Annotated in this window: 16 protein-coding genes, 1 pseudogene and 1 riboswitch; of the genes and pseudogenes, 8 read left to right on the top strand and 9 right to left on the bottom strand. The window is 41.7% G+C overall.

Annotated features, from left to right (window positions below):
* Nucleotides 1-45 precede the first annotated feature (45 nt).
* From EXE29_RS04910 to EXE29_RS04885, 6 genes are all read right to left on the bottom strand, one after another.
* The gene (locus EXE29_RS04910; protein WP_120364043.1) at nucleotides 46-1,038 is read right to left on the bottom strand and encodes a DUF2804 domain-containing protein; all 993 of its coding nucleotides are present in this window, start codon (nucleotides 1,036-1,038) and stop codon (nucleotides 46-48) included.
* A 166-nt stretch (nucleotides 1,039-1,204) separates the two neighbouring features.
* Nucleotides 1,205-1,717, bottom strand: coding sequence for a DUF1543 domain-containing protein (locus EXE29_RS04905; protein ID WP_106986275.1), 513 nt, complete (start codon nucleotides 1,715-1,717; stop codon nucleotides 1,205-1,207).
* Nucleotides 1,718-1,734: 17 nt separating this feature from the next.
* On the bottom strand, nucleotides 1,735-2,460 hold the full coding sequence (locus EXE29_RS04900) for a CPBP family intramembrane glutamic endopeptidase (protein ID WP_120364042.1): 726 nt from the start codon (nucleotides 2,458-2,460) through the stop codon (nucleotides 1,735-1,737).
* Between the two features lie 218 nt (nucleotides 2,461-2,678).
* Nucleotides 2,679-3,905, bottom strand: a complete 1,227-nt coding sequence (gene trpB, locus EXE29_RS04895) for a tryptophan synthase subunit beta (protein ID WP_117007224.1) — start codon at nucleotides 3,903-3,905, stop codon at nucleotides 2,679-2,681.
* The gene (locus tag EXE29_RS04890; RefSeq protein WP_120364041.1) at nucleotides 3,889-4,530 is read right to left on the bottom strand and encodes a phosphoribosylanthranilate isomerase; all 642 of its coding nucleotides are present in this window, start codon (nucleotides 4,528-4,530) and stop codon (nucleotides 3,889-3,891) included. The genes trpB and EXE29_RS04890 overlap by 17 nt, the downstream gene beginning before the upstream one ends.
* 166 nt (nucleotides 4,531-4,696) lie before the next feature.
* A complete protein-coding gene (locus tag EXE29_RS04885; RefSeq protein ID WP_120364040.1) occupies nucleotides 4,697-6,517 on the bottom strand; it encodes a TonB-dependent receptor domain-containing protein in 1,821 nt (606 codons plus the stop codon).
* A gap of 129 nt (nucleotides 6,518-6,646) precedes the next feature.
* A riboswitch (cobalamin riboswitch) is annotated at nucleotides 6,647-6,802 on the bottom strand.
* A gap of 235 nt (nucleotides 6,803-7,037) precedes the next feature.
* Between EXE29_RS04885 and EXE29_RS04880 the strand changes: the two are divergent.
* The 7 genes and pseudogenes from EXE29_RS04880 to EXE29_RS04850 all read left to right on the top strand — a co-directional run bounded on the left by EXE29_RS04880 (nucleotide 7,038) and on the right by EXE29_RS04850 (nucleotide 16,160).
* Nucleotides 7,038-8,885, top strand: a pseudogene (locus EXE29_RS04880) (TonB-dependent receptor plug domain-containing protein).
* A gap of 45 nt (nucleotides 8,886-8,930) precedes the next feature.
* Nucleotides 8,931-9,509, top strand: a complete 579-nt coding sequence (locus EXE29_RS04875; protein ID WP_117007220.1) for a cob(I)yrinic acid a,c-diamide adenosyltransferase — start codon at nucleotides 8,931-8,933, stop codon at nucleotides 9,507-9,509.
* Nucleotides 9,510-9,876: 367 nt separating this feature from the next.
* The gene (locus EXE29_RS04870) at nucleotides 9,877-10,596 is read left to right on the top strand and encodes a glycerophosphodiester phosphodiesterase (protein WP_120364059.1); all 720 of its coding nucleotides are present in this window, start codon (nucleotides 9,877-9,879) and stop codon (nucleotides 10,594-10,596) included.
* Nucleotides 10,597-10,938: 342 nt separating this feature from the next.
* Entirely contained in the window at nucleotides 10,939-12,105 is a 1,167-nt protein-coding gene (locus tag EXE29_RS04865; RefSeq protein WP_120364039.1) for an acyl-CoA desaturase, read from the top strand.
* Between the two features lie 137 nt (nucleotides 12,106-12,242).
* Nucleotides 12,243-13,688 carry a protein adenylyltransferase SelO gene (locus EXE29_RS04860; protein WP_120364038.1) on the top strand — a complete coding sequence of 482 codons (1,446 nt, stop codon included), beginning with the start codon at nucleotides 12,243-12,245 and terminating at the stop codon, nucleotides 13,686-13,688.
* Nucleotides 13,689-13,775: 87 nt separating this feature from the next.
* A complete protein-coding gene (locus tag EXE29_RS04855; protein ID WP_120364037.1) occupies nucleotides 13,776-14,144 on the top strand; it encodes an MmcQ/YjbR family DNA-binding protein in 369 nt (122 codons plus the stop codon).
* A 96-nt stretch (nucleotides 14,145-14,240) separates the two neighbouring features.
* A complete protein-coding gene (locus tag EXE29_RS04850; protein ID WP_120364036.1) occupies nucleotides 14,241-16,160 on the top strand; it encodes an acyltransferase family protein in 1,920 nt (639 codons plus the stop codon).
* 183 nt (nucleotides 16,161-16,343) lie between these two features.
* Here EXE29_RS04850 and EXE29_RS04845 read toward each other — a convergent pair whose 3' ends face one another.
* From EXE29_RS04845 to baeS, 3 genes are all read right to left on the bottom strand, one after another.
* A complete protein-coding gene (locus tag EXE29_RS04845) occupies nucleotides 16,344-17,699 on the bottom strand; it encodes an amino acid permease (protein WP_120364035.1) in 1,356 nt (451 codons plus the stop codon).
* Nucleotides 17,700-17,832: 133 nt separating this feature from the next.
* Nucleotides 17,833-18,519, bottom strand: a complete 687-nt coding sequence (locus EXE29_RS04840) for a response regulator (protein ID WP_106986268.1) — start codon at nucleotides 18,517-18,519, stop codon at nucleotides 17,833-17,835.
* A 17-nt stretch (nucleotides 18,520-18,536) separates the two neighbouring features.
* On the bottom strand, nucleotides 18,537-20,210 hold the full coding sequence (baeS, locus tag EXE29_RS04835; protein ID WP_120364034.1) for a sensor histidine kinase efflux regulator BaeS: 1,674 nt from the start codon (nucleotides 20,208-20,210) through the stop codon (nucleotides 18,537-18,539).
* 135 nt (nucleotides 20,211-20,345) lie between these two features.
* Here baeS and EXE29_RS04830 point away from each other — a divergent pair, with 135 nt between their 5' ends.
* Nucleotides 20,346-20,978 carry a hypothetical protein gene (locus tag EXE29_RS04830; RefSeq protein WP_120364033.1) on the top strand — a complete coding sequence of 211 codons (633 nt, stop codon included), beginning with the start codon at nucleotides 20,346-20,348 and terminating at the stop codon, nucleotides 20,976-20,978.
* The last annotated feature ends 166 nt before the right edge of the window (nucleotides 20,979-21,144 follow it).

Raw genomic sequence — 21,144 nt, 5'->3', positions numbered from 1 at the left:
GCGATACGGCTTTTTTGTGCAGGCTTAAATATTTAATACAGCCTATTACCATTTGGCATAATGGCGCTCTAACAAGCCATATTCATTGAGCAAAATCACCTCTTGATCTTTATGCCGAATTGATCCGCTGATTTTGGCCTGCCACTGACTAAACTGGCTCCCCACCAAACGTAGATTGAGGTTTTCATAACGTCGCCAACTGGTATGTACCGTTAAATCTAAAGCACCATCTAAAGAGCGGATATGCCATAGGTCATCTGACTGTTGCTCAAATAAAATATCGCTGAGTTCGTACAGTACTCCATTGACCCACAAACAGTTTTCATTGCCAAAGCTTTCATTGACACCTGAAGCTAAATTCAGACCAATACGATTTTTCTCAGTATCCCAAAAATTACATGACAACCAAAACCATGCTGTTTCTGGTCTTAAAAATCCGCACGTATCGTCTAATGAGGCAAAGGTACGATCATTAAACTGTACCATTTGCCCACGCTTATTTTTAAAAAAACCTTCACAGCCTAAAGTGGTGAGTTTTTGTGTATAAGTCCAGCCATTAATACCTGTAGGCGTACATAAGCTAAGTGGATCTGTCCCTGCACAAAAAATACGTGCGCTTAATTGCAATTCACCATATTTACTTACACGGATGTAGCGCACACCATTGGCATGTTCAATATCCACTTGCATTTCAGATTTTATAAAATGACTTTGATTAAATAGCGGTTGCTCATCAACTTTGGTTTGCATTGACAAGATATTGATCGCATTCCAATCCATCACTTCATTATGTATATGATCATATACATACACAAAAGCATGCCCCGCCCAACCAATATCGGCGATAGCCAGACCAATTGTATAATGTTGATGTTGAATGCTACAAAATTTAAATTTCTTATATTTAAGTTGCTTACGCCACCCGTTTAACACTTTTCCATACGGGGTTCGATATTCATAACGCTGAATATCAATTTGATTTGGCAAAGAACTAAAGCGCCCATAATGGGGCTGTCCATTGGCTTGTATTAAATCCATTTATGCCTATCCTTTGCATAATTGATTTGAAAAATCCTGTCCCTATTATGCGGATTAATCAGTCGCTGAACAGTCTATTCAGCAAAATACTGCATATCTTCACAAAAATAAATACCTGATGTGACAAGCCTATTCAGTACGCTATATTACAGGTCTAAGCTTAGACTCAATTTAGCTGGATATAGCAATTCTCCCACTCTTGCGAGGCAAAATCAGCTTTCATTAACTCGATATAACGCCCGTGTATGCAGTCCACCTTAATACAATCGTCTACCTCTAACACACGGTCCGTATGCTGTTTTTGCCAATGGGCTGCAAAATACTGTTTACCCTGTTGCTTCGCTTCGGTCTCAGTGATCGCTGGCACCAATACATAGCGGTGTAGCTCACCAAATTCTGCTGCATCATAACCACCCAAGTTAATCAACCAAAGCTTAAGTGAAGTCGCATGTGGCGCAGCATTAGTCAATTGAAGTTGATACGGTATGCCTTCTGACATCACACCACTGACTTTCATCCATGCATCAATATGTAGACCCTTTTGTTCGCCAAACCATGCTTCGCGTAGCTGTGGATAGCAGTCTTCAAATTGATTGCCGATAGCAAAAACCACATCATGTACTTCTGTATTTGCACGTGCATGACGGCCACCCAACATCACCATAAATAAGCTCAACACAGCTTTCTCCATAAATTTTAAATAGAACCAAAAGCTTGTAGCATTTTAAATACAATCACCCCGCCCAAGGATAATACTGCATTATTCATAAAATGGATCAGTAATACATGCCAAATATTACGCGTCCAAAGATAGATTAAGTTTAGAAACAAGCCTGCCATCATAAAGCTTATTGTCGCAATCAGATTGCCATCAAAATTATGATAATGAATTAACCCGAACACAATTGAGTTAAACAAGACTAAAACCACACGCCACAGCCACGGCTGTACAAACAGCTTTTGCAGCAAGGTATAGCGGAAAATAATATCTTCCAGCAATGCAGTAAATAACGGCCCAAGGCTGATGATCAGCAAGCTGAAAAAGGCAATCGTATTGGGATCAATGCTGGATTCTTTTTCAATGCTCTCGCCCGCTGGCAACAGACTGCGTGTGAAGGAAATCACCACTTGCAATAACACCGCGCCAGCAATGACCAACAGACTTGAGCGCCAAAAGGCCTGTTTATACTTTTGCCAGTGCGTATACAGCATCGTCTTATAGAGCCAACATACAGCTATAAATAAAATGCCACGAAAAATCGAATCGCCCAAAGCAACTTGAACCGACGCACCGAACAATTGATCCAAGACAAAGCTATTTAGCAAAATTAAAGGAATAATGAGTACCGCAAAAGTATCCCGTGCATTCCAAGTGATTTTTTGAGGAAATGATTCAGCAAGAACCAAGTGTGTAAATGTCATTATTATTGAGTCTTTCAACGCTATAAATTTCAGCAATATTGTGACTTATCTCACTCTTTAACTTTGCTTGTTTTTTGTAGGCCTTTTTAGACTTATATTTAAGGTCATAAAAAAAAATCGCGCAAAATGACTTATGCGCGATTTTTTTAATCCTCCCAACCCTCCTTTAACAAAGGAGGGCTTTTCCCCTCTTTATTAAAGAGGGGTTGGGGGAGATTTTACATCTCAACCATTTCCACGCCATCAATGCGGGCAACTGTCATTAAGTCTTTATCGCCACGGCCGGATACAGTCGCAATGATGATTTGGTCTTTGTCCATCGTCGGTGCAAGTTTCGTGACATAAGCCATCGCATGTGAACTTTCTAACGCAGGGATAATACCTTCAATATGTGTTAAGTCGCGGAAGCCTTGTAGCGCTTCAGTGTCATTGATTGGCACATAGTTCACACGGTGCATATCTTTCAAGAAACTGTGTTCTGGGCCTACACCTGGGTAGTCCAAACCGGCAGAAATTGAATGTGTTTCAATGATCTGACCTTGATCATCCGACATCAAGTAAGTACGGTTACCGTGAAGTACACCGACATGACCTGCGTTGAGTGGTGCAGAGTGCTTGCCTGTTTCAATGCCATAGCCTGCAGCTTCGACACCGTACATTTTCACGTCTTCATCATTTAAGAATGGATAGAACAAGCCCATCGCATTTGAGCCGCCGCCCACACATGCAACTAAAGCATCTGGTAAACGGCCTGCTTGTTCCTGAATTTGTTTACGCGCTTCACGACCAATGATTGATTGGAAATCACGAACCAATTGTGGATATGGGTGTGGACCTGCAACTGTACCAATCACGTAATAAGTTGAATCAACATTGGTGACCCAATCACGCATCGCTTCGTTCATGGCATCTTTCAATGTTTTTGAACCGCTTTCCACAGGTACAACCGTTGCGCCAAGTAAACGCATACGGTATACGTTCATGGCTTGACGTTTAACATCTTCTGCGCCCATGAACACCACGCATTCAAGGCCTAAACGCGCTGCAATCGTTGCAGTTGCTACACCGTGCTGACCCGCGCCAGTTTCGGCAATAATACGTTTTTTACCTGAAAGTTTAGCCAACAAAGCCTGACCAATGGTGTTATTCACTTTATGTGAACCTGTATGGTTCAGGTCTTCACGTTTTAAGTAAATTTGCGCACCACCCAACTCTTTCGACCATCGCTCAGCATAATACAAAGGACTTGGACGACCGACGTAATACGCCAAGTCACGGTCGAATTCTGCCAAAAACTGTGCATCATCTTTCATGCGGAAATAGAGTTTTTCTAAGTCCTCAAGTGCTGCCATAAGAGTTTCTGACACAAAACGCCCGCCATGAATACCAAAATGCCCTTGTGCGTCTGGGAATTGGGTATAGTCGATTTTATTTTGCTGATCCACGAAGGACTCCTTGCATAAAGCGTTCTATGAGTTGTTGGTCTTTAATACCTTTACTTGATTCTACACCACCGCTCACATCTACGGCATAAGCGCCTGTGGTTTGAATCGCATCTTCAATATTGTCAGGCTTTAAACCGCCCGCCAAAATTAAAGGAATATCGAGTTTTGGGAACTGTGCCCAGTCAAAGCTATGCCCTGTACCGCCTTTCAGCTCAGGATGCCATGCATCCAATAGTACGGCGCTTGCCCCTGCCTGCTGAAAAGCTTGGATTTCTGCAATCACATCCAGTTCAGGTTTCATCTGAATGGCTTTATACCAGCGGCGCCCAACAGTTTGTGCAATCGTTTGGCACTGTTCAGGGCTTTCATCGCCATGAAATTGCAGTATGTCTACAGGTGAAATTTTTAAAATATCCTGTATCTCTGCAGCCGATGCATTCACAAATAAACCCACGGTCTGCACATACGGCGGCACATGCTGAATCAGCTCAGCAGCTTGCGCTGCCGTTACACTGCGCGGGCTTGGCGCAAAGAATACAAATCCTATCGCATCTGCGCCAGCTTGGACGACAGATTGAATATCTTGAATACGTGTAATTCCGCAGATTTTGGCACGGGTTCGCATGTTGTTTTGGCTCTGACTCCGCCCTATTCATAGCCTATCTATGAATATGAAGGCGAATCATTGTAATGCAATTTTCATGAATTGCGTGGATTTTCAGCATGCATTCATGGCAAAAAAAAAGCCCTGACGGATCAAGGCTTTTTAAATTTATATTTCAAACTCAAACTTATTTCATTGCATAACGCAGAGTTACCCAAGCCGTACGGCCTTCTTGACGGTAGTAATAGTCATCAAATGAGTCATACACGGTGTAATATTCTTTATCAAACATATTCGCAAGTTTGGCTTGTACAGAAAATTCAGGTGTCGCTTGATAAGTTAAACGCACATCTGCTGTCGCAAAACTGCCAAAGCTTGTTGTATTGGCAGCGTCTTTATAACGCTGGTCTTCTGCGTGTACAGAGCCACCTAGCGTCCATTTATCCATCGTATAATCCGCAGACACATTCAACAACTGGCCTGCACGGCCTGCAATTTGGTTGCCCTTTGTTGCGCCCGAGTTATATTCAGGCTCTTGATAGGTATAATTTAAGTTCCACGTGAAGTTATCAAGAGATTGACCAAACTCTGCCTCTACACCCTTAATTTTTGCTTTTGCAATATTGGTTCCGCCTGAAATCATATTATCAATTTCATTATGGAAGGCAGAAACAGACCAGTTCAACCATTGCGACCCTTTGAATCCAATTTCAATGTTTTCAGACTCTTCAGGGACTAGGTTTGGATTTGACCAGCCCGGATAATATAAGTCATTGAATGTCGGCGAGCGGAAAGCAGTACCGTATGAAACATAAGTGCTGTAGTTGTCATTAAATGAATAACCAACAGCAGCATTGCCTGTAGTGTGATCACCAAACTGTTCATTATCATCTAGGCGAATGGCAGCTTGCAGGTTCACTCGACCAAAATCTCCAAGATATTGTGCATAGTAACCGACATTATCACGCTCTTTTTCATCGTAATTGGTGGTGCTATCTACTTGATCATTTAAGTAATCCACACCCACCAATAGTGTGTTATTTGCATTGAAAGATAATGTGTTTAACCAGCTGATGCTGTCTTTTGTGGTATCAAATACACCAGTCGATTTATCCGCACTAAAGGTTTCGTATTTATCTTCTGAACGGCCAAATTTCAGCTGTATTTTCCAAAGATCCACTGGTGAATAGGTAAAGCCTACGCCATACACATTTTGCTCAACCTTGTTATAAGGATTTACATTGTATGGACTGTCGTAATTTGTTTCACCATTTACATAGAGAACATTAAAGTCAGCTGCAAATTGATCATTAAACTGATGACCCGCTTTAATTGAAGCAGAATAGTTTTCATAACCATCTTTATCTGTTTCAGTCGGCAAAGTTGTGACATCCATGCCTTGTGTTTTTAAGCCCGCCAAACTCAGTGTCGCCCAAGAATTATCTTGACGAATATTCACACCGACATTGGCATCATAGGTTTCATGTGAACCATACTTAAGCGAAGCAAATGGTTTTACGCCATTTTGCGTACCTTTACGGGTAAAGATTTGAATCACACCGCCCACTGCTTCTGAACCATATAAGCTTGAACGCGGGCCTTTCACTACTTCGACACGTTCAATTTGGTCAATCGGCAAATGCTCAAATGAAGTTTGACCTGATGTTGCCGAGCCAAGCTTTTGACCATCCACCAACACCAATACCGCCGTAGAGCCAGTACCACGAATGGAAATACTGGTTGGCTGGCCTAGGCCGCCAGAGTTGGTATAGGTCACACCTGGTACGGTACGTAGCAATTCTTGCAAAGACGTAAATTGCTTACGTTCAATTTCTTCACGGTTAATGACGGTAACTGCCGCCAAAGTTTTTTGTGAGTCTTGCTCTACAATATTGGCAACCGTGTTGGTAATGACTGGAAGCTGATGAACTTGGTCGGCTGCCATCGCAGCAGAAAGTGGAGATAAAACAAAAAGCGACCCGAGTAGAGTCTTAGAGAAAGAATGCATGCTGTATTCCCCGATCGCACCGCCCGTGCGAATTAAAAGTTGGATAACGCGAGGCGGTTTTGGGGTAAGACAAGGCTTGCCATTTTTCAGACAGAAGCATGCAATCCCGCTATAACGCCCGCCGCATTATGAATAGGTCTGCATCAGGCCGGTCTCCGGACTTACGTTATGAATAACGATTCACCGTTGCGGGGGCAGTGTCAGATAACAACAGCTCTATACTGCTGGACTGACTTCCCAGTTTCACTTCTCAATTAAGGAAGCACCTGAAGCATGGGCAGATTAGTTTCTGCCCCACAGCAAGTCAAGCTGAATATGCAGCAACCCTAAAATGCCCGATAGATTTGATTGTTCGATAAATCGGAGTTCTCTATACTTAAGCCATTCACAACAGTTGGCATGGGAAGTTTTGTAACACTGCCCCCGCAACGGTGCGCAAGCCATGCCTTGCCAGTCCGATACCTGCCAACTGTGTTCTATCACTCAATCATTTACGTGGGGTAAATGCATGGAGCTTTGTATGCCTTTTCCTTTTCAGCCGACTGCGCTTGCAGCTGGCATATCTGCCCTTTGTCTTTTTAACTCCCCAATGTCTGTTGCAGCAGATTCCATTGCACAACCTCAATTGGATACCATTGTCGTCACAGCAACACGTTCTGCAGAAAAATTAGAAAATGTACCTGCGCGTATATCTATTATTGAACCTGCAACCATAGCGCAATCCCCTATTTCCCAAATGAGTGATTTAATGCGTAACGATGCATCTATCAATATGGTGCAAAACGGCGGTTTAGGACAAGTGGCTTCGATTTTTGTGCGTGGCACAGAATCTGACCATACCTTAGTACTGCGCGATGGTGTGCGCTTAAATTCAACCACCTCGGGCATGGCGCCATTACAGTTTCTAGATACTACCGATATTCAACAAATAGAAGTGTTAAAAGGCCCTGCCTCTGTGTTGTATGGCTCAGATGCGATTGGCGGTGTGGTACAAATTATTTCCAAGACACCAACGAAAAATACAGCCTTTGCCAGTACGGAAGTGGGTGAACACAAAACCTATAAAAGTATTATTGGCGCAGATGCCGCAAAAAATGGCTATTACGCACAGATTCGAGGGCAACGCTTAGAATCAGATGCCACCAAAGTGTTTGACCTAGATGAACTGAGCAGAGCAAGCTATGACCAAAAAGGCTGGAGTGCAAAAGTCGGATCAAAACAAGAAAATCATGCATTTTCATTGGACTATAGTCATAACGATGGTCGTAGCTTTTATGTCAGTTGTAGCAATGAAGATAAAGACTATAACTGCTTGAACTACAGCAATGTCGCGCAAGATTTTAACAATGAAATGATCAACCTACGTGGTGAAGTGCGTCTATTACCTGCTTTAGAACTGCACGCCCGCCTTTCTCAATTTAAAGATGAGCTAGATCAGGTCACAACCACCGACTTCACCCACAATAAAACCCAAGAAGCGGAAATCTATTCAAAACTTGAGCTGACGCCAAAGCAAACGCTTTTAAGCGGGATCACACATCGTAAAATCAGCGGTGATATTGTGTCTTATGGCACGGCCTATCAAGATGATAACCGTAGCACTGGTTATTACGTACAACATCAATATCATCAAGGTGGTCTTAATACCCAGCTCGGAATTCGCCTAGAAGATGATGCAAAATATGGCAGCCATACCATTGGTCAAGCTGCGATTCGTCTGCAAGCACTGCCACTCACCAGTGTGTATGCCAATATTGGTACAGCGTTTAAATCACCAACCTTAGACGAACGCTATAACAGTTGGTCAGGTAATCCAAACTTAAAGCCCGAAGAAAGCATTTCTTATGAAGTTGGTGTCGACCAAAAACTGAATCATGGGCTAAGTACCGGTCTGTCCGTGTAACATACCAAAGTGGATCATTTGATTGTGAATGGCCCTAATTACACCTTAGAAAACCTTAATACAGCGGTGTATAAAGGTGTGGAAACCTATCTGCAATGGCAAAATGGCGGGTGGTCAAGCAAACTCAGCTATCATTATGTGAAAGCACAAGATAATGAGAAAAAACAAGATTTACAGCGCCGACCACGTCAGAACTTAAGCTTGACTACAGGTTGGAGCAATGACATGTATGGCATGAATGCAACCTTAAATGCTAAGTCAGATGCCGTGGATTATCAGGCACGCAATCCTGGATATGCCACCATTGATATGAGCGCTTTTTGGAATATCAATCCCAACCTCAAAGTCTTTACCAATTTACAAAATATTGGTGATGTCGAATACGAAACCTCATCGTATGGTTCAGGTTTGTATTATATGAATGGTGGGCGTTTAGCCTCTATCGGTGTCACTGTTAAATATTAATGCACATCACTTTATTCAACTTTTTATCAAAAATGGACAATTAAAATGGGCCACCGTTTAAGTAAAATTTATACCCGCACTGGCGACTCAGGCACGACAGGTTTAGGTGACGGATCACGTGTAGCAAAGGATGATTTACGCATTGAAGCCTTAGGCGATGTCGATGAACTCAATTCAAGTATTGGTATTCTGCGTTCGCATATTGCCCTCAGCAACATTGAAGACAAAGCGGCTTGGGATAAATCTCTTAGTCTAATTCAGCATTGGTTATTCGATTTGGGCGGTGAAGTCTGCATTCCAAACTTCAACTTGGTACAGCCTGTATCTATTGAGTTTTTGGAAAATGACATTGACCGAATGAATGAAGCATTGCCGATGCTAAAAGACTTTATTTTGCCATCTGGAACATTGGTGTGCAGCTTTGCTCATCAAGCACGTAGCGTTTGCCGACGTGCAGAACGCCGTTTAATGGCTGTACATAACCGTGACCAAAACATTCAAGCGCCGTCATTGCAGCTTTTGAACCGCCTGTCTGACTGGTTATTTGTCGCATCACGTACATTACAACGTGCAGAAGGCGGTTCTGAAGTGCTTTGGCAAAAGAACATTAACGACACGATTTAAATTCAGATCATTCTAAACCGTTTAATCTGCCTTAAAAAATGCGTCTTATACAATGTCTAATTCGCGACAGGCGGCAAGGATGCCGCCGTTGGGTAAAGGTTTCAGGGACGAACCTTTTACCCAACAATAGATTTTTGTTACTTTTGATCTTTCAAAAGTAAAAGATCAGCTTCACAAATCAATTTAACTTTTCACAGGATTCCAATGCTGTAAAGGCAGCATCCAATCCCCCAGCTAATTTTTTTAGCACAAATTATACCCAACACGACCAATAAGGCTTTTGCTCATCCTATATTCATGTAACTACTTTTAACTCTCATGTCTTTAGCGTTAAAATCAGCTACAAACACATAACAGAAAAATGATCATGCAAATCATCGGACACCGTGGCGCCCGTGGCGAAGCCCCAGAAAACACCCTCGCAGGCTTCCAATACATCCATGACCTTGGCATACGCGCTGTAGAATTTGATGTCCGCCAGCTTAAAGACCATGAACTGATCATCATGCATGATGATAATTTCCTGCGCACCACAGGCATAGACCAACAGCTGTATGCATGTTCAAGCCTAGAACTCGAACCTTATAACCAAGCGCATATTTGGCTGGACTGGCCTAAACAAATCACTCCAACTTTAAAGCTAAGCCTGAACATCATGCAGGACTTTGAGCACTTAGAGGTTGAAGTCAAAGCAGTCGAGACAGCAGAACAGGCCAACGCCTTAATTAGCGAATTGCAAAAACAGCTGCAAGGCTTTGAGCACAATGCGGTGATCACCAGTTTCGACTTAAAAATTCATCAAGCTTTACAGCAGCAGAATTCAACCTTTAAACGCGGTTTGCTCATTGAAGAAGATATCGGCCTTTTAGCCATCGAACAGGCATTGCAATTGGGCTGTTGTCAAATCGGCTGGATGAATCAGCTGGCGAACGATGAAATCCTGCTGGCTACACAGCAAGCTGATTTAAAAATCAGTGTCTGGACAGTGAATGATGTCGAACGTGCCAAACATTTGCAAAAAATGGGCGTTAATGGGCTGATTACAGACTTTCCAAAACTAATGCTACAGCATTTAGATATCGCCTGAATCAACATAAATATACTATTCTATGATGCAGTTAACAGCCTCAAAAGCATTAAAAAATCCGACTAAAACACTGTGGAAATAATGACCGAAGGTCCACTAATTTCGCTATGCGTTTTGCACATTTCAGGGCAATATAAAACCGCATCTAAGCCAGCAACAGCAACGGATTGGAAATAAATTAAATCGCGGTTTTATTCTGTTACTGTTTTGCACAATACAGTTGTGCAATAATGCTGTGAGCATGAGAAAGCTCATGCTAATATGCAGTTCTATTAATCCATAATCCATTTATGGTTTTTGTATTCTGATATACCTCCCAAGGTTCTAGGAGTTAAGCTGGCGATGACCGCTCCCCAACCCAAAGCACCAATCAACTGGATTGCCGTTTTCGCACTGTTGTTTTTGCCGCTTGTGGCAATTATTGCAATCCCGTTATATGCATACCACCATGATTTTAGCGCGGCAGCCTGGATCAGCATGTTTGTGCTGCTTGGCTTCAGTAGCTTGGGGATCACGGCGGGATATCACCGCTTATGGGCGCACCGCGCTTATGAAGCGACTTTGCCAATGCAAATTGTCCTGATGATCATGGGCACATTTGCAGTACAAAACAGTATTTTGTTTTGGGCTTCTGGCCACCGTACCCATCACCGTCATGTTGATGATGTCGATCACGACCCGTACTCAATTAACCGCGGTTTTTGGTTCGCGCATATTGGCTGGATGCTTCGTGACTATAAGTCAGGCGGCGCCAACTATAAAAATGCACCGGATTTATTAAACAATAAATTGGTCATGTTCCAAGACAAATACTATGTGCCTTTAGTCATTGCAGTTCATGCCGGTATTTTATTGCCGATCGGCTGGGCTGTTGGCGACATGTGGGGCGTATTGCTGCTTGGCGGCCTAGTACGTTTGATTCTGAGCCATCATGTAACATTCTTTATTAACTCACTGTGCCACATGTGGGGTTCTCGTCCATATACAGACGAAAATACTGCACGTGACAACTTCATCCTTGCGATTGCAACTTGGGGTGAGGGTTACCACAACTACCACCACATTTTCCAATACGACTACCGTAACGGTGTGAAATGGTGGCAGTACGATCCTACAAAATGGTTAATTTGGACCTGTTCTAAATTAGGTCTTGCTAAGAATTTACGTCGTATCCCAAGCTTTAACATCAAGAAAGCTGAACTTGCGATGAAGTTTAAATATGCAGAACAAGATCTAGCTGTTTATGGCCTAAATGTAAATGATGACGTAGCTCAAGTAAAAAGCAAAATTGCTCTTGAATATGATGCGTTTACTAACACGCTAAATGATTGGGCTAAGCTGAAAGAACAAGAAATTCAAGCGAAAAAGACTGCAGTCGCTGAAAAAATTCACCAAATGGATGACAAGCTAAAACTTGAATTCCAGCAAGTTGAACAGCGCCTTTCACAGCACCGTGAAACAGTTACAACGCTCATGCGCAACATTAAAAAGAAAGCAGTTTCAGAATAAACTGAAGCGCTGCAGATAAAGCCCCGTCATGGGGCTTTATTTTTTGCGCTGCATAATAAATACCGTAACATCTGGCTCTGCCATCACTGCCTTCACTTTGCTATAGTTTCAGCACAGCTACTTTTTCCAAGACAACTATGCAGTTTAACCCGCGCTATAACACGCTCCCTTCCCGCCTATATCACCATCAGCAGCCAAGCCCGCTCAAAGGCGCTAAGGCTGGCCATTTTAATGCAGCTTTGGCCGCACAGCTACAATGGTCAGAAGATGATATTCAGCACTGGGTTGAAATCTGCAGCGGTCAAAAAACTTTTGCCGAATTTGAACCTTTGGCGATGGTTTATGCGGGCCATCAATTTGGGCAATGGGCAGGACAATTAGGTGATGGTCGCGGTTTGCTGATTGCGCAAATTGTAGATAAAGATGGGCAAACCATTGACCTGCATTTAAAAGGCGCTGGTTCTACGCCTTACTCACGGATGGGTGACGGCCGTGCAGTACTGCGCTCAACCATTCGTGAATATTTGGCAGGACATGCGCTTAACAGCTTAGGCGTTACATCCAGCAATGCAGTTGGTTTCACCAGCTCCGAGCAAGGTGTACAGCGTGAAAAATTAGAATTAGGCGCAATGGTGCTGCGCACTTCAGACTGTCATATTCGCTTGGGGCATTTTGAATGGATCAATCAATATCAGGGGGATTTACTGCCTGAATTCACCCAAAAATGTATCGAATGGCATTACCCTGATTGCTTAGAGGCAGAGCAGCCAATTTTAGCATTTGCCACTCAAGTCATTCAGCGTACCGCCGTGATGATTGCGAAATGGCAGCTGGTCGGCTTTGCACATGGCGTAATGAATACCGATAATCTCAATATCACAGGTTCGACTCTGGACTTTGGCCCTTATGGTTTCTTAGAGCGCTTCCGTCCAAATTGGGTCAACAATCATTCGGACTACCAAGGCCGTTATACCTACCAGCAGCAGCCAAGTATTGGTCATTGGAATTTATGGCAATGGCTGAATAACTTAGTACCGCTCTGCCCTGCAGACTATGACAAAGAACAATGGAAAGAAGATCTAGCCAAATGTTTAGAGCATTTTGAACTGACCTTCTTGGAGCATTATAAATTGGGCTTAGCTCAGAAAATGGGCCTGCCAAGTTTCCACACAGACAGTTTTGACTGCGCAATGGCGTTCTTGCGTATTTTGCAGACCGAACAGCTCGACTACACGCAAAGCTTTATCCGTCTGCAAGAAAAACAATATGAAACCATTAAAGATGACTGCCTTGACCGCCGTGCTTTTGAAGCTTTCCTAACGCAATATGAAAGCATCCGTGAAAATCAGGATACCCATGCTTTAGATGCTGAAATGGCACAAGCCAACCCGCAATACATTTTGCGTAACCACATGGCGCAAAAGGCAATTGAACTTGCTGAGCGTAATGATTTTTCGGAAGTTGAGCGTTTGTTTACATTGCTCAGCCAGCCATTTAGCAAACAGCCTGAACTTGAACAAGCAGCAGATTTAGGGCCATTGCCAAGCGATGTACCTGAAGTCATGGTCAGCTGTTCTTCTTAAAATTTATCCACACACTCAAGCTTGAATCAGCTCAAAATTGTGGATAATTTAAACATTATCCACAATTACAATTAGAACCGACTGCTTATGCATTTACATCAAATTGTTGCCCATACCGCCCTAAAACTGCCGGAAGTAACAGTGACTCAACCGTTTGGCGACGGCTGTGATGTGTATAAGGTCATGGATAAAGTTTTTATGCTAAGTTTTCATTTAGAAAGCAAAGCAGCGATCAACTTAAAGGTACTGCCAGACAATGGAAGCATGCTTAGAGATATTTATCCCTTTATTCGCGCAGGCTGGCACATGAATAAGCAGCATTGGATTTCTGTATTTGCAGATGAAGCGTTGGAAGATGAATTGCTGCAAGATTTGGTGCTGAATTCTTATGAATTGGTGGTCTCAAAGCTAAAAAAAGCTGAGCAACAGCGAATTGAGCTCTTACGTCTCCTATAGCATGATTTTTAATTTAAAAAAAATAGAAATTTCAATCGATCAATCTCTAATTAAAGTTAGAATCCCCCCCAAATTAAATGATTAGCTATTTTATTTATGCAATTCAGACACGATATCAATGGATTACGAGCCATAGCTGTATTGGCCGTTGTACTTTTTCACTTTAATCCACAATGGCTAACTGGTGGTTTTGCTGGTGTAGATGTCTTCTTTGTCATTTCTGGCTTTTTGATGACAGCCATTATTTTTAATGGCATTGAAAAAAACACATTTAATCTGTTTAAATTTTACACCGCACGAGCAAACCGGATTATTCCTGTACTTGCTGCAATGATCGCGGTTGTGCTGGTATTTGGTTGGTTCTATTTAGCCCCTGTTGATTATAAAGATTTAGGGCGACAAATCGAAAAAAGCTCTTTCTTTATCTCCAATCTTCTTTTTTCAAAAGGTGGGGGCTATTTCGATACTGCTGAGCATACTAAATGGTTGTTACATACATGGTCTTTGTCTGTTGAGTGGCAATTTTATATATTTTTTCCACTTATCATTTTGATGCTTAAAAAATATTTAAGCCTTCATAATTTAAAACGTGTAGTGCTTGGGCTGTTTTTAGTCAGCTTTATTTATTGTATATATGCAACCTATAAAGACAGCAAAACTGCCTATTTTTTACTGACTAGCCGTGCATGGGAAATGCTCATAGGTGGTTTAGCATTCCTCTATCCTTGGTCATTAAACACCAAAAAGTCACAGCTTATGACCCAATGCTTAGGGCTCGTGCTAATTCTAGCATCGTATATCTTTATCTCTAAAGATACGCTTTGGCCGGGTTATATGGCGCTAATTCCCGTCCTTGGTGCGTATTTAATTATTGTGAGTCAGTACCAACAGAATATTTTCATTAACAATCCTGTTTTTAGTCATATTGGTAAATGGTCTTACTCAATTTATGTTTGGCACTGGCCCTTGGTTGTATTGGGTTTCTACCTTGGTCTCGAAAATTGGTGGATATACGGAATACCGCTGTCAATTTTATGTGGTTTCTTAAGTTATCACGCTATTGAAAAGATTCATTTCCCACGCTATTCATCGTGGAAAGAAATTTATAAAGTAAAAGCAATTTATCTCGCTTTATTCCTTTTAGGCTTTGGACATTTTCTTAAATCAAATGATGGTGTAGATTCACGACTTCCAGAAGCAGCTAAAATAGCGAATGAAGAAATCAATAACACCAATCCTTATGATTGCGACCAACAAGAGTTACATGAATGTATCATAGGAAATCCAGCTAAAATTCAAGCTATTGTTGTTGGAGATAGCCATGCTGATGCATTGACCACTTCTGTAGCAACAAGTTTTAATTTGAAAGCAGAAGGTATCATTTCATTTGCAACTGCTGCTTGCCCATTTATTCCCAATATGCAATTTTACAAAGATAAAAGTCCTTGCCCAGAAATCAACCAACAACGTTTAAACTTAATTGCATCCAAAAAATATGAAAATATTCCAATGGTGTTCATTGCCAGATATCCAAGCTACTTAATTGGAGAAAATGACCCGGATCACATGGACGCGAGAGGCTCTAAACCTTCTGTTTATTTTGATGATAATCCAAATATCACTCAAAAGAATCGAATGATTTCATTTCAAAAAAATCTCACTGAAGTTTTATGTCAAACCTCTAAGACTAACCCTGTATATATCGTGCAACCGATTCCAGAAGTGGGTTTCAATTTACCGCAAAGAATTATTAAGAATGTATTCTACAAGCGCAATGAAAAAATATTTATTTCACACGATGCCTACTTAAAAAGATCAGGAGAAATTCGCAAAATTATTCAGGAAAGTGCAGCGCAATGTCAGGCCAAGGTCTTAGACCCTGCATTACTTTTATGTAAAGGAAATGAATGTATTTCTGAATATAAAGGACGCCCGATTTATCGTGATGGTAATCATTTAAGTGAATATGGGAATAAGCTTTTAGTTCCAATGTTTAAACAAGCCTTCAATCCATAAAATATAAAAGCAGACCTAAATGGCTTTAATTTTTTAAAGTCATTTAGGTCAATGTACAAATTAAAATTTAAAATCTATTTGCTTCTAAAGGCAATTTCTTAAAACGCTTTCAACATCGTTGTTAAACAAATTTACTTTTAAAATTGGATACTTTAAAAGGCTCTTCCCTAAGCCTTTATTGCATTAAACCTTCTTTGTTTGCATCACTTTAAACAGTACAAATAGCAGTAAAATCCATAGTGGCTGCATCAGTACCGACAGCATAAAGCCCTGATTCCACATGATGTATAAAATCATCAGCATGAACGCTAAAACAAAATAGTTGGTGAATGGTGCACATAAGGCTGGAAATTTAGTCTGTATACCCTGTTGCTGCATTGCTTTTCTAAATTTCAAATGAATCAAGCTGATCAACATCCAATTCAGTACAGCAGCACTCACCACAATATAAATCAAATAACTTAAAGCTTTTTCAGGCAAGAAATAATTCAGCAACACACAACCAAAAATCAGCAACGCAGAAAATAAAACTGCAGCCATCGGCGTACCGTGCTTATTCACTTGCTTAAAGACTTTAGGTGCATTGCCCTGTTCTGCCAAGCCTAACAGCATACGACTATTGGCATACATTCCGCTGTTACAGACCGAAACTGACGCCGTCAAAATAATAAAATTCAACAAATGTGCCGCCCAATCAATCCCCATCTGATTAAAGATCATCACAAATGGGCTATGATCCAAACCACCAAGTTTCAATTGATTCCAAGGCACCAGCGACAGCAAGACCGCCAAAGAGCAGATATAAAACAAGAACACGCGGATCACGGTTTGATTTACCGCTTTCGGGATGTTTTGATCGGGGTTTTCAGTTTCAGCGGCCGCCATGCTGATCAGCTCAATGCCACCAAAGGCAAACATCATAAAGGCCAACATATAAAATAAGCCTTCAAAACCATGCGGGAAAAAGCCCCCATGTGCCCACAAATTACTGATTGAAGCGGTTGAATCTGCACTTGCGGTAAGTAGCAAATACACACCAAAAATAATCATGGCAACAATGGCTACAACTTTAATCATCGACAGCCAAAATTCAGATTCTGCATACAGTTTGACATTGGCTAAATTGGCAAGGGTAATGACCGCAAAAAATACCAGTACCGAAACCCATGCTGGCACATGTGGCCACCAATAATTCACATATTTACCAATGGCCGTCAGCTCAGTCATCACCACTAAAATATACAAAATCCAGTAGTTCCAGCCTGTTAAAAATCCTGCAAAATTACCCCAATATTTAAAGGCAAAATAACTGAATGAACCTGTTACTGGCTCTTGTACAATCATTTCACCCAGCTGGCGCATAATTAAAAAGGCAATCAAACCGCCAATCAAATAACCTAAAATGATCGATGGCCCAGCCGATTCAATAATATGTGCAGAACCTAAAAATAGGCCTGTACCAATTGCACCGCCCATGGCAATCAGCTGAATATGGCGGTTCTTCAATCGGCGCTGCAGTTGAGGCATTTGGCTGCTCACAACACGTTCTCATCTGATAAAAAAGTAGATTGTAAATCTTTTTAGCCGTGTTAGGCGCTATTGTGGCTAACTCACCCCAATAAAAAAGGCGAACACATTTGTATGCATTCGCCTTGAGATGATCTAAATATAATTAATCTTCAGGATATTCAAAACGATAACCAACGCCATACACCGCCTGAATCCACTCATGACGGTTGCCCGTTTCGGCAGCTTCAGAAATTTTACGGCGTAGGTTTTTAATGTGGCTGTCAATGACACGGTCAGCAACATCAAAGCTGTCTGGGTTAATGTGATCTAGCAACTGCGCACGCGAATACACTTGCCCCACATGCTCCAAAAATAGTTCCAGTAATCGAAACTCTGTTGGTGTGAGGTTTAATGACTTTTGCTGATACCAAACACGTTGCTGGCCTTTGTCCATACGGAATAAATCGTTGCTTTCTGGCTCAGCTTTACGCTCTAGACGACGTAATACCGCTTGTACACGTGCAACCAATTCTTTCGGGCTAAAAGGCTTACAAACATAATCATCTGCACCCATATTTAAGCCCAACACACGGTCAATTTCCTCAGTACGGGCAGTGACCATAATAATTGGCAGATCTGACTGCTCACGCACTTTACGGCAAATGGTGAGACCATCCATACGCGGCACCATCAAATCTAAAATCATTAGACTAGGCTTACGCTGTGTAAAACTCTCATAGGCCTCTTGGCCATCATGAAACATGCTCACTTCAAAGCCTGCTGCTTCTAAATAATCACGCACCAGTTGTGCAAGTTCTACTTCATCTTCAACCAGCATAATATGCTTCATAAATGCTTATTTTCCTTTTAAGAGTTCACTTGTTTTGGGAAGCTTAACTTGCAACGTAATCCACCCAATGGCGAATGATCAAAACTGAGCTCACCACCCATTGCTTGCGCAATTTTGCCAGATAATGCCAAACCTAAACCTGTTCCACCAGTACTGCGTGTGCGCGAATCGTCTACACGATAGAAGCGTTGCCCTAAATTAGCCAACTGCTCATCGCTGAGCCCTAATGGACTATCGTCAACGTACACCATCCAATAGGCATCATTTTGTTCAGTATGAATTCGAACCTCACCACCCGCTTCAGTATAACGAATACTGTTACCCAGTAAGTTCACCATAATTTGTTTAAAACGGTCTATATCCAATTGTAAATCAGCACCCTCACCCTGTGCACTCACTGTTAAGTGTGCCTGCTCAAACTTCGGCTTAAAGTTTTCAACTTCTTGCACAATCACCTGCCACGGATTCACATTGGCCATATAGCATTTCAATTGCATCGCTTCAGCTTGTGCTAAATCTGCCAAATCTTGGGTCAGTTTTTTCAAACTGCTCACCTGATTGAGCATTGAGGCAAAATGCTCAGGCGTTGGCTTACGTATGCCATCCTGCATGGCTTCAATTTGCGCTTGGAGTACAGCCAGCGGGGTTTTCAGTTCATGTGAAGTATCGGCCACCCATTGACGACGTGATGTTTCATGTTGATCTAAAATCATGGCCAACTGATTTAACTCATTTGATAAATCGCCTAACTCATCATTACGATTGACAGTAATTTGATGCTGATAATGGCCTTTGGTTAATTCACGTGTTCCATTTAATAAGCGCTGAATCGGCTTTTTAAAATAGGTCGCTAGTAATAATGAAGCAATTAAACTGGCCAATAAGGTTAAACCATACACCAAAATCAAATAACGTTTCTGCTTACTAAAAAAGTTAATACTAATCGCATCATCTTGATCAAGTACAGGTTTTAAACCCAAATAACCAACGACCTGATTTTTCACCATAATCGGACGATAGGAAATATTTGCATCTGTTGGTTCGCCCACAACAAATTGGTGTTTTGCATCATATAAAGATAAACGTGAGCTCAAGCCCAAACGATCTGGCATTTGAATAAATTGCTTTTTGCCATCGGGTTGTGATTTTGAAGAGTCTGCTTGTTCCGATGCTTTTGCATCCTTCGGATCTTTGGGTCTAAATACATTTTGATTTGAACTTAAAGGAAATTTTAAGCCATCAAATGGGCGAAATTCCGAAGGTAAATTACGTTCAATAAAATCTAATTCGGCAAGATCCGCCTTATGTTTTTCAATATCCGATGGATTTAGAGTCGGGGTGGCTGCCACCAAAGTATGTTCTTTAAAATAGCGTTGTTGCAGTGCAATATCATACTGACGACGTAACCACCAATTTGATAATCGGTCATAGTCATCAGGCCCTGCATTACCTTCTATTTGTAATATTTGCGCCTGAATAGCATTGCCCCAGTCCTGATACACATCATAGACATCGGACAAATTATGGATCAGTAAATCCAGTTTCTGCATTTCAACATCTGCAACATAATTGGTAAAATTACGTTGCATATTCCAATGAAGCACGCCCAAACTCACCGTTGTGATCACTAAAGTGGTCAACAGCACAGTCAGAAATAAACGTAAAGCAATGGGCACACGACGGATATTCAAAATAGAGTCTCTATTTTTTCTTCTATATTTATTATTGTAACGAACACTGGTCTAAAAAACTCTTCATTGTTTCTTCATCATTATTATTTAATCTTTAAGCATCAAATATTCAATATATGCAGTGGGGCGAAACCAATGAACAAAACGACCAAACTCGCGTTAATCGGTGCAAGTGTTATCAGTATGGGTGCATTAACAGCCTGCCAATCAACCACTGCAAATCAAGCCAATGATCATCAACGTATGATGAAAGAACATCATGGTGATTCAGCGCGCAAAATGTCTCCAGAACAACGCGAGCAAATGAAAGAAATGCGTGCTGAACAACGCCAAGTGTTTAAAGAAATGAAGCAGGCCTGCGATAACAAAGCATCGGGGACTGCCGTTCAAGTCAAAGCTGGTGACAAAGTTATTGATGGTACCTGCACGGTTCAATTTAAAGCGGATCGTCAAGCGATCAAACAAGAGTTCAAGCAAGCACGTGCAGAACAAAAGCCAATGCGTGGCGAACACCGTCCAATGCGTGGTGATATGAATGGCCCAATGCACATGCGTTCTGCTGAGCCACTCACAGATGCCAAACGCGCTGAATTGGTTAAACAATTCGATCAACGTTTAGCTGAGCGTCAAGCACATCAACAAGCCATTGCTCAAGCTTGCCAAGCTAAAGCCAATGGTACAGCGGTACAAATTAAATCTGGCGAACGTACGATTGCAGGTAAATGTGAAGTTCGCTTTATCCCTAATGCCCCCCTTAAAACCGCTTAAGCTGACACAAAAGATCCGATAGACTAGAAATAGTCACATGAGGCGCTCTATTGCGCGCCTTTTTTATGCACAGTATTTCACTTTTCATGACTCCATTTAGCCTCTGCATGTACTCATCACCTTCAGCCCTTTGATACAACAACTTAATTATCGTTAAGCAACTGTT

Origin of the sequence: Acinetobacter sp. WCHAc060006 (genome assembly GCF_004209135.1) — a bacterium.
GTDB classification, from domain to species: domain Bacteria; phylum Pseudomonadota; class Gammaproteobacteria; order Pseudomonadales; family Moraxellaceae; genus Acinetobacter; species Acinetobacter cumulans.
The sequence above is the reverse complement of the archived record's forward strand: the minus strand, read 5'-3'. Positions and strand labels throughout refer to the sequence as shown.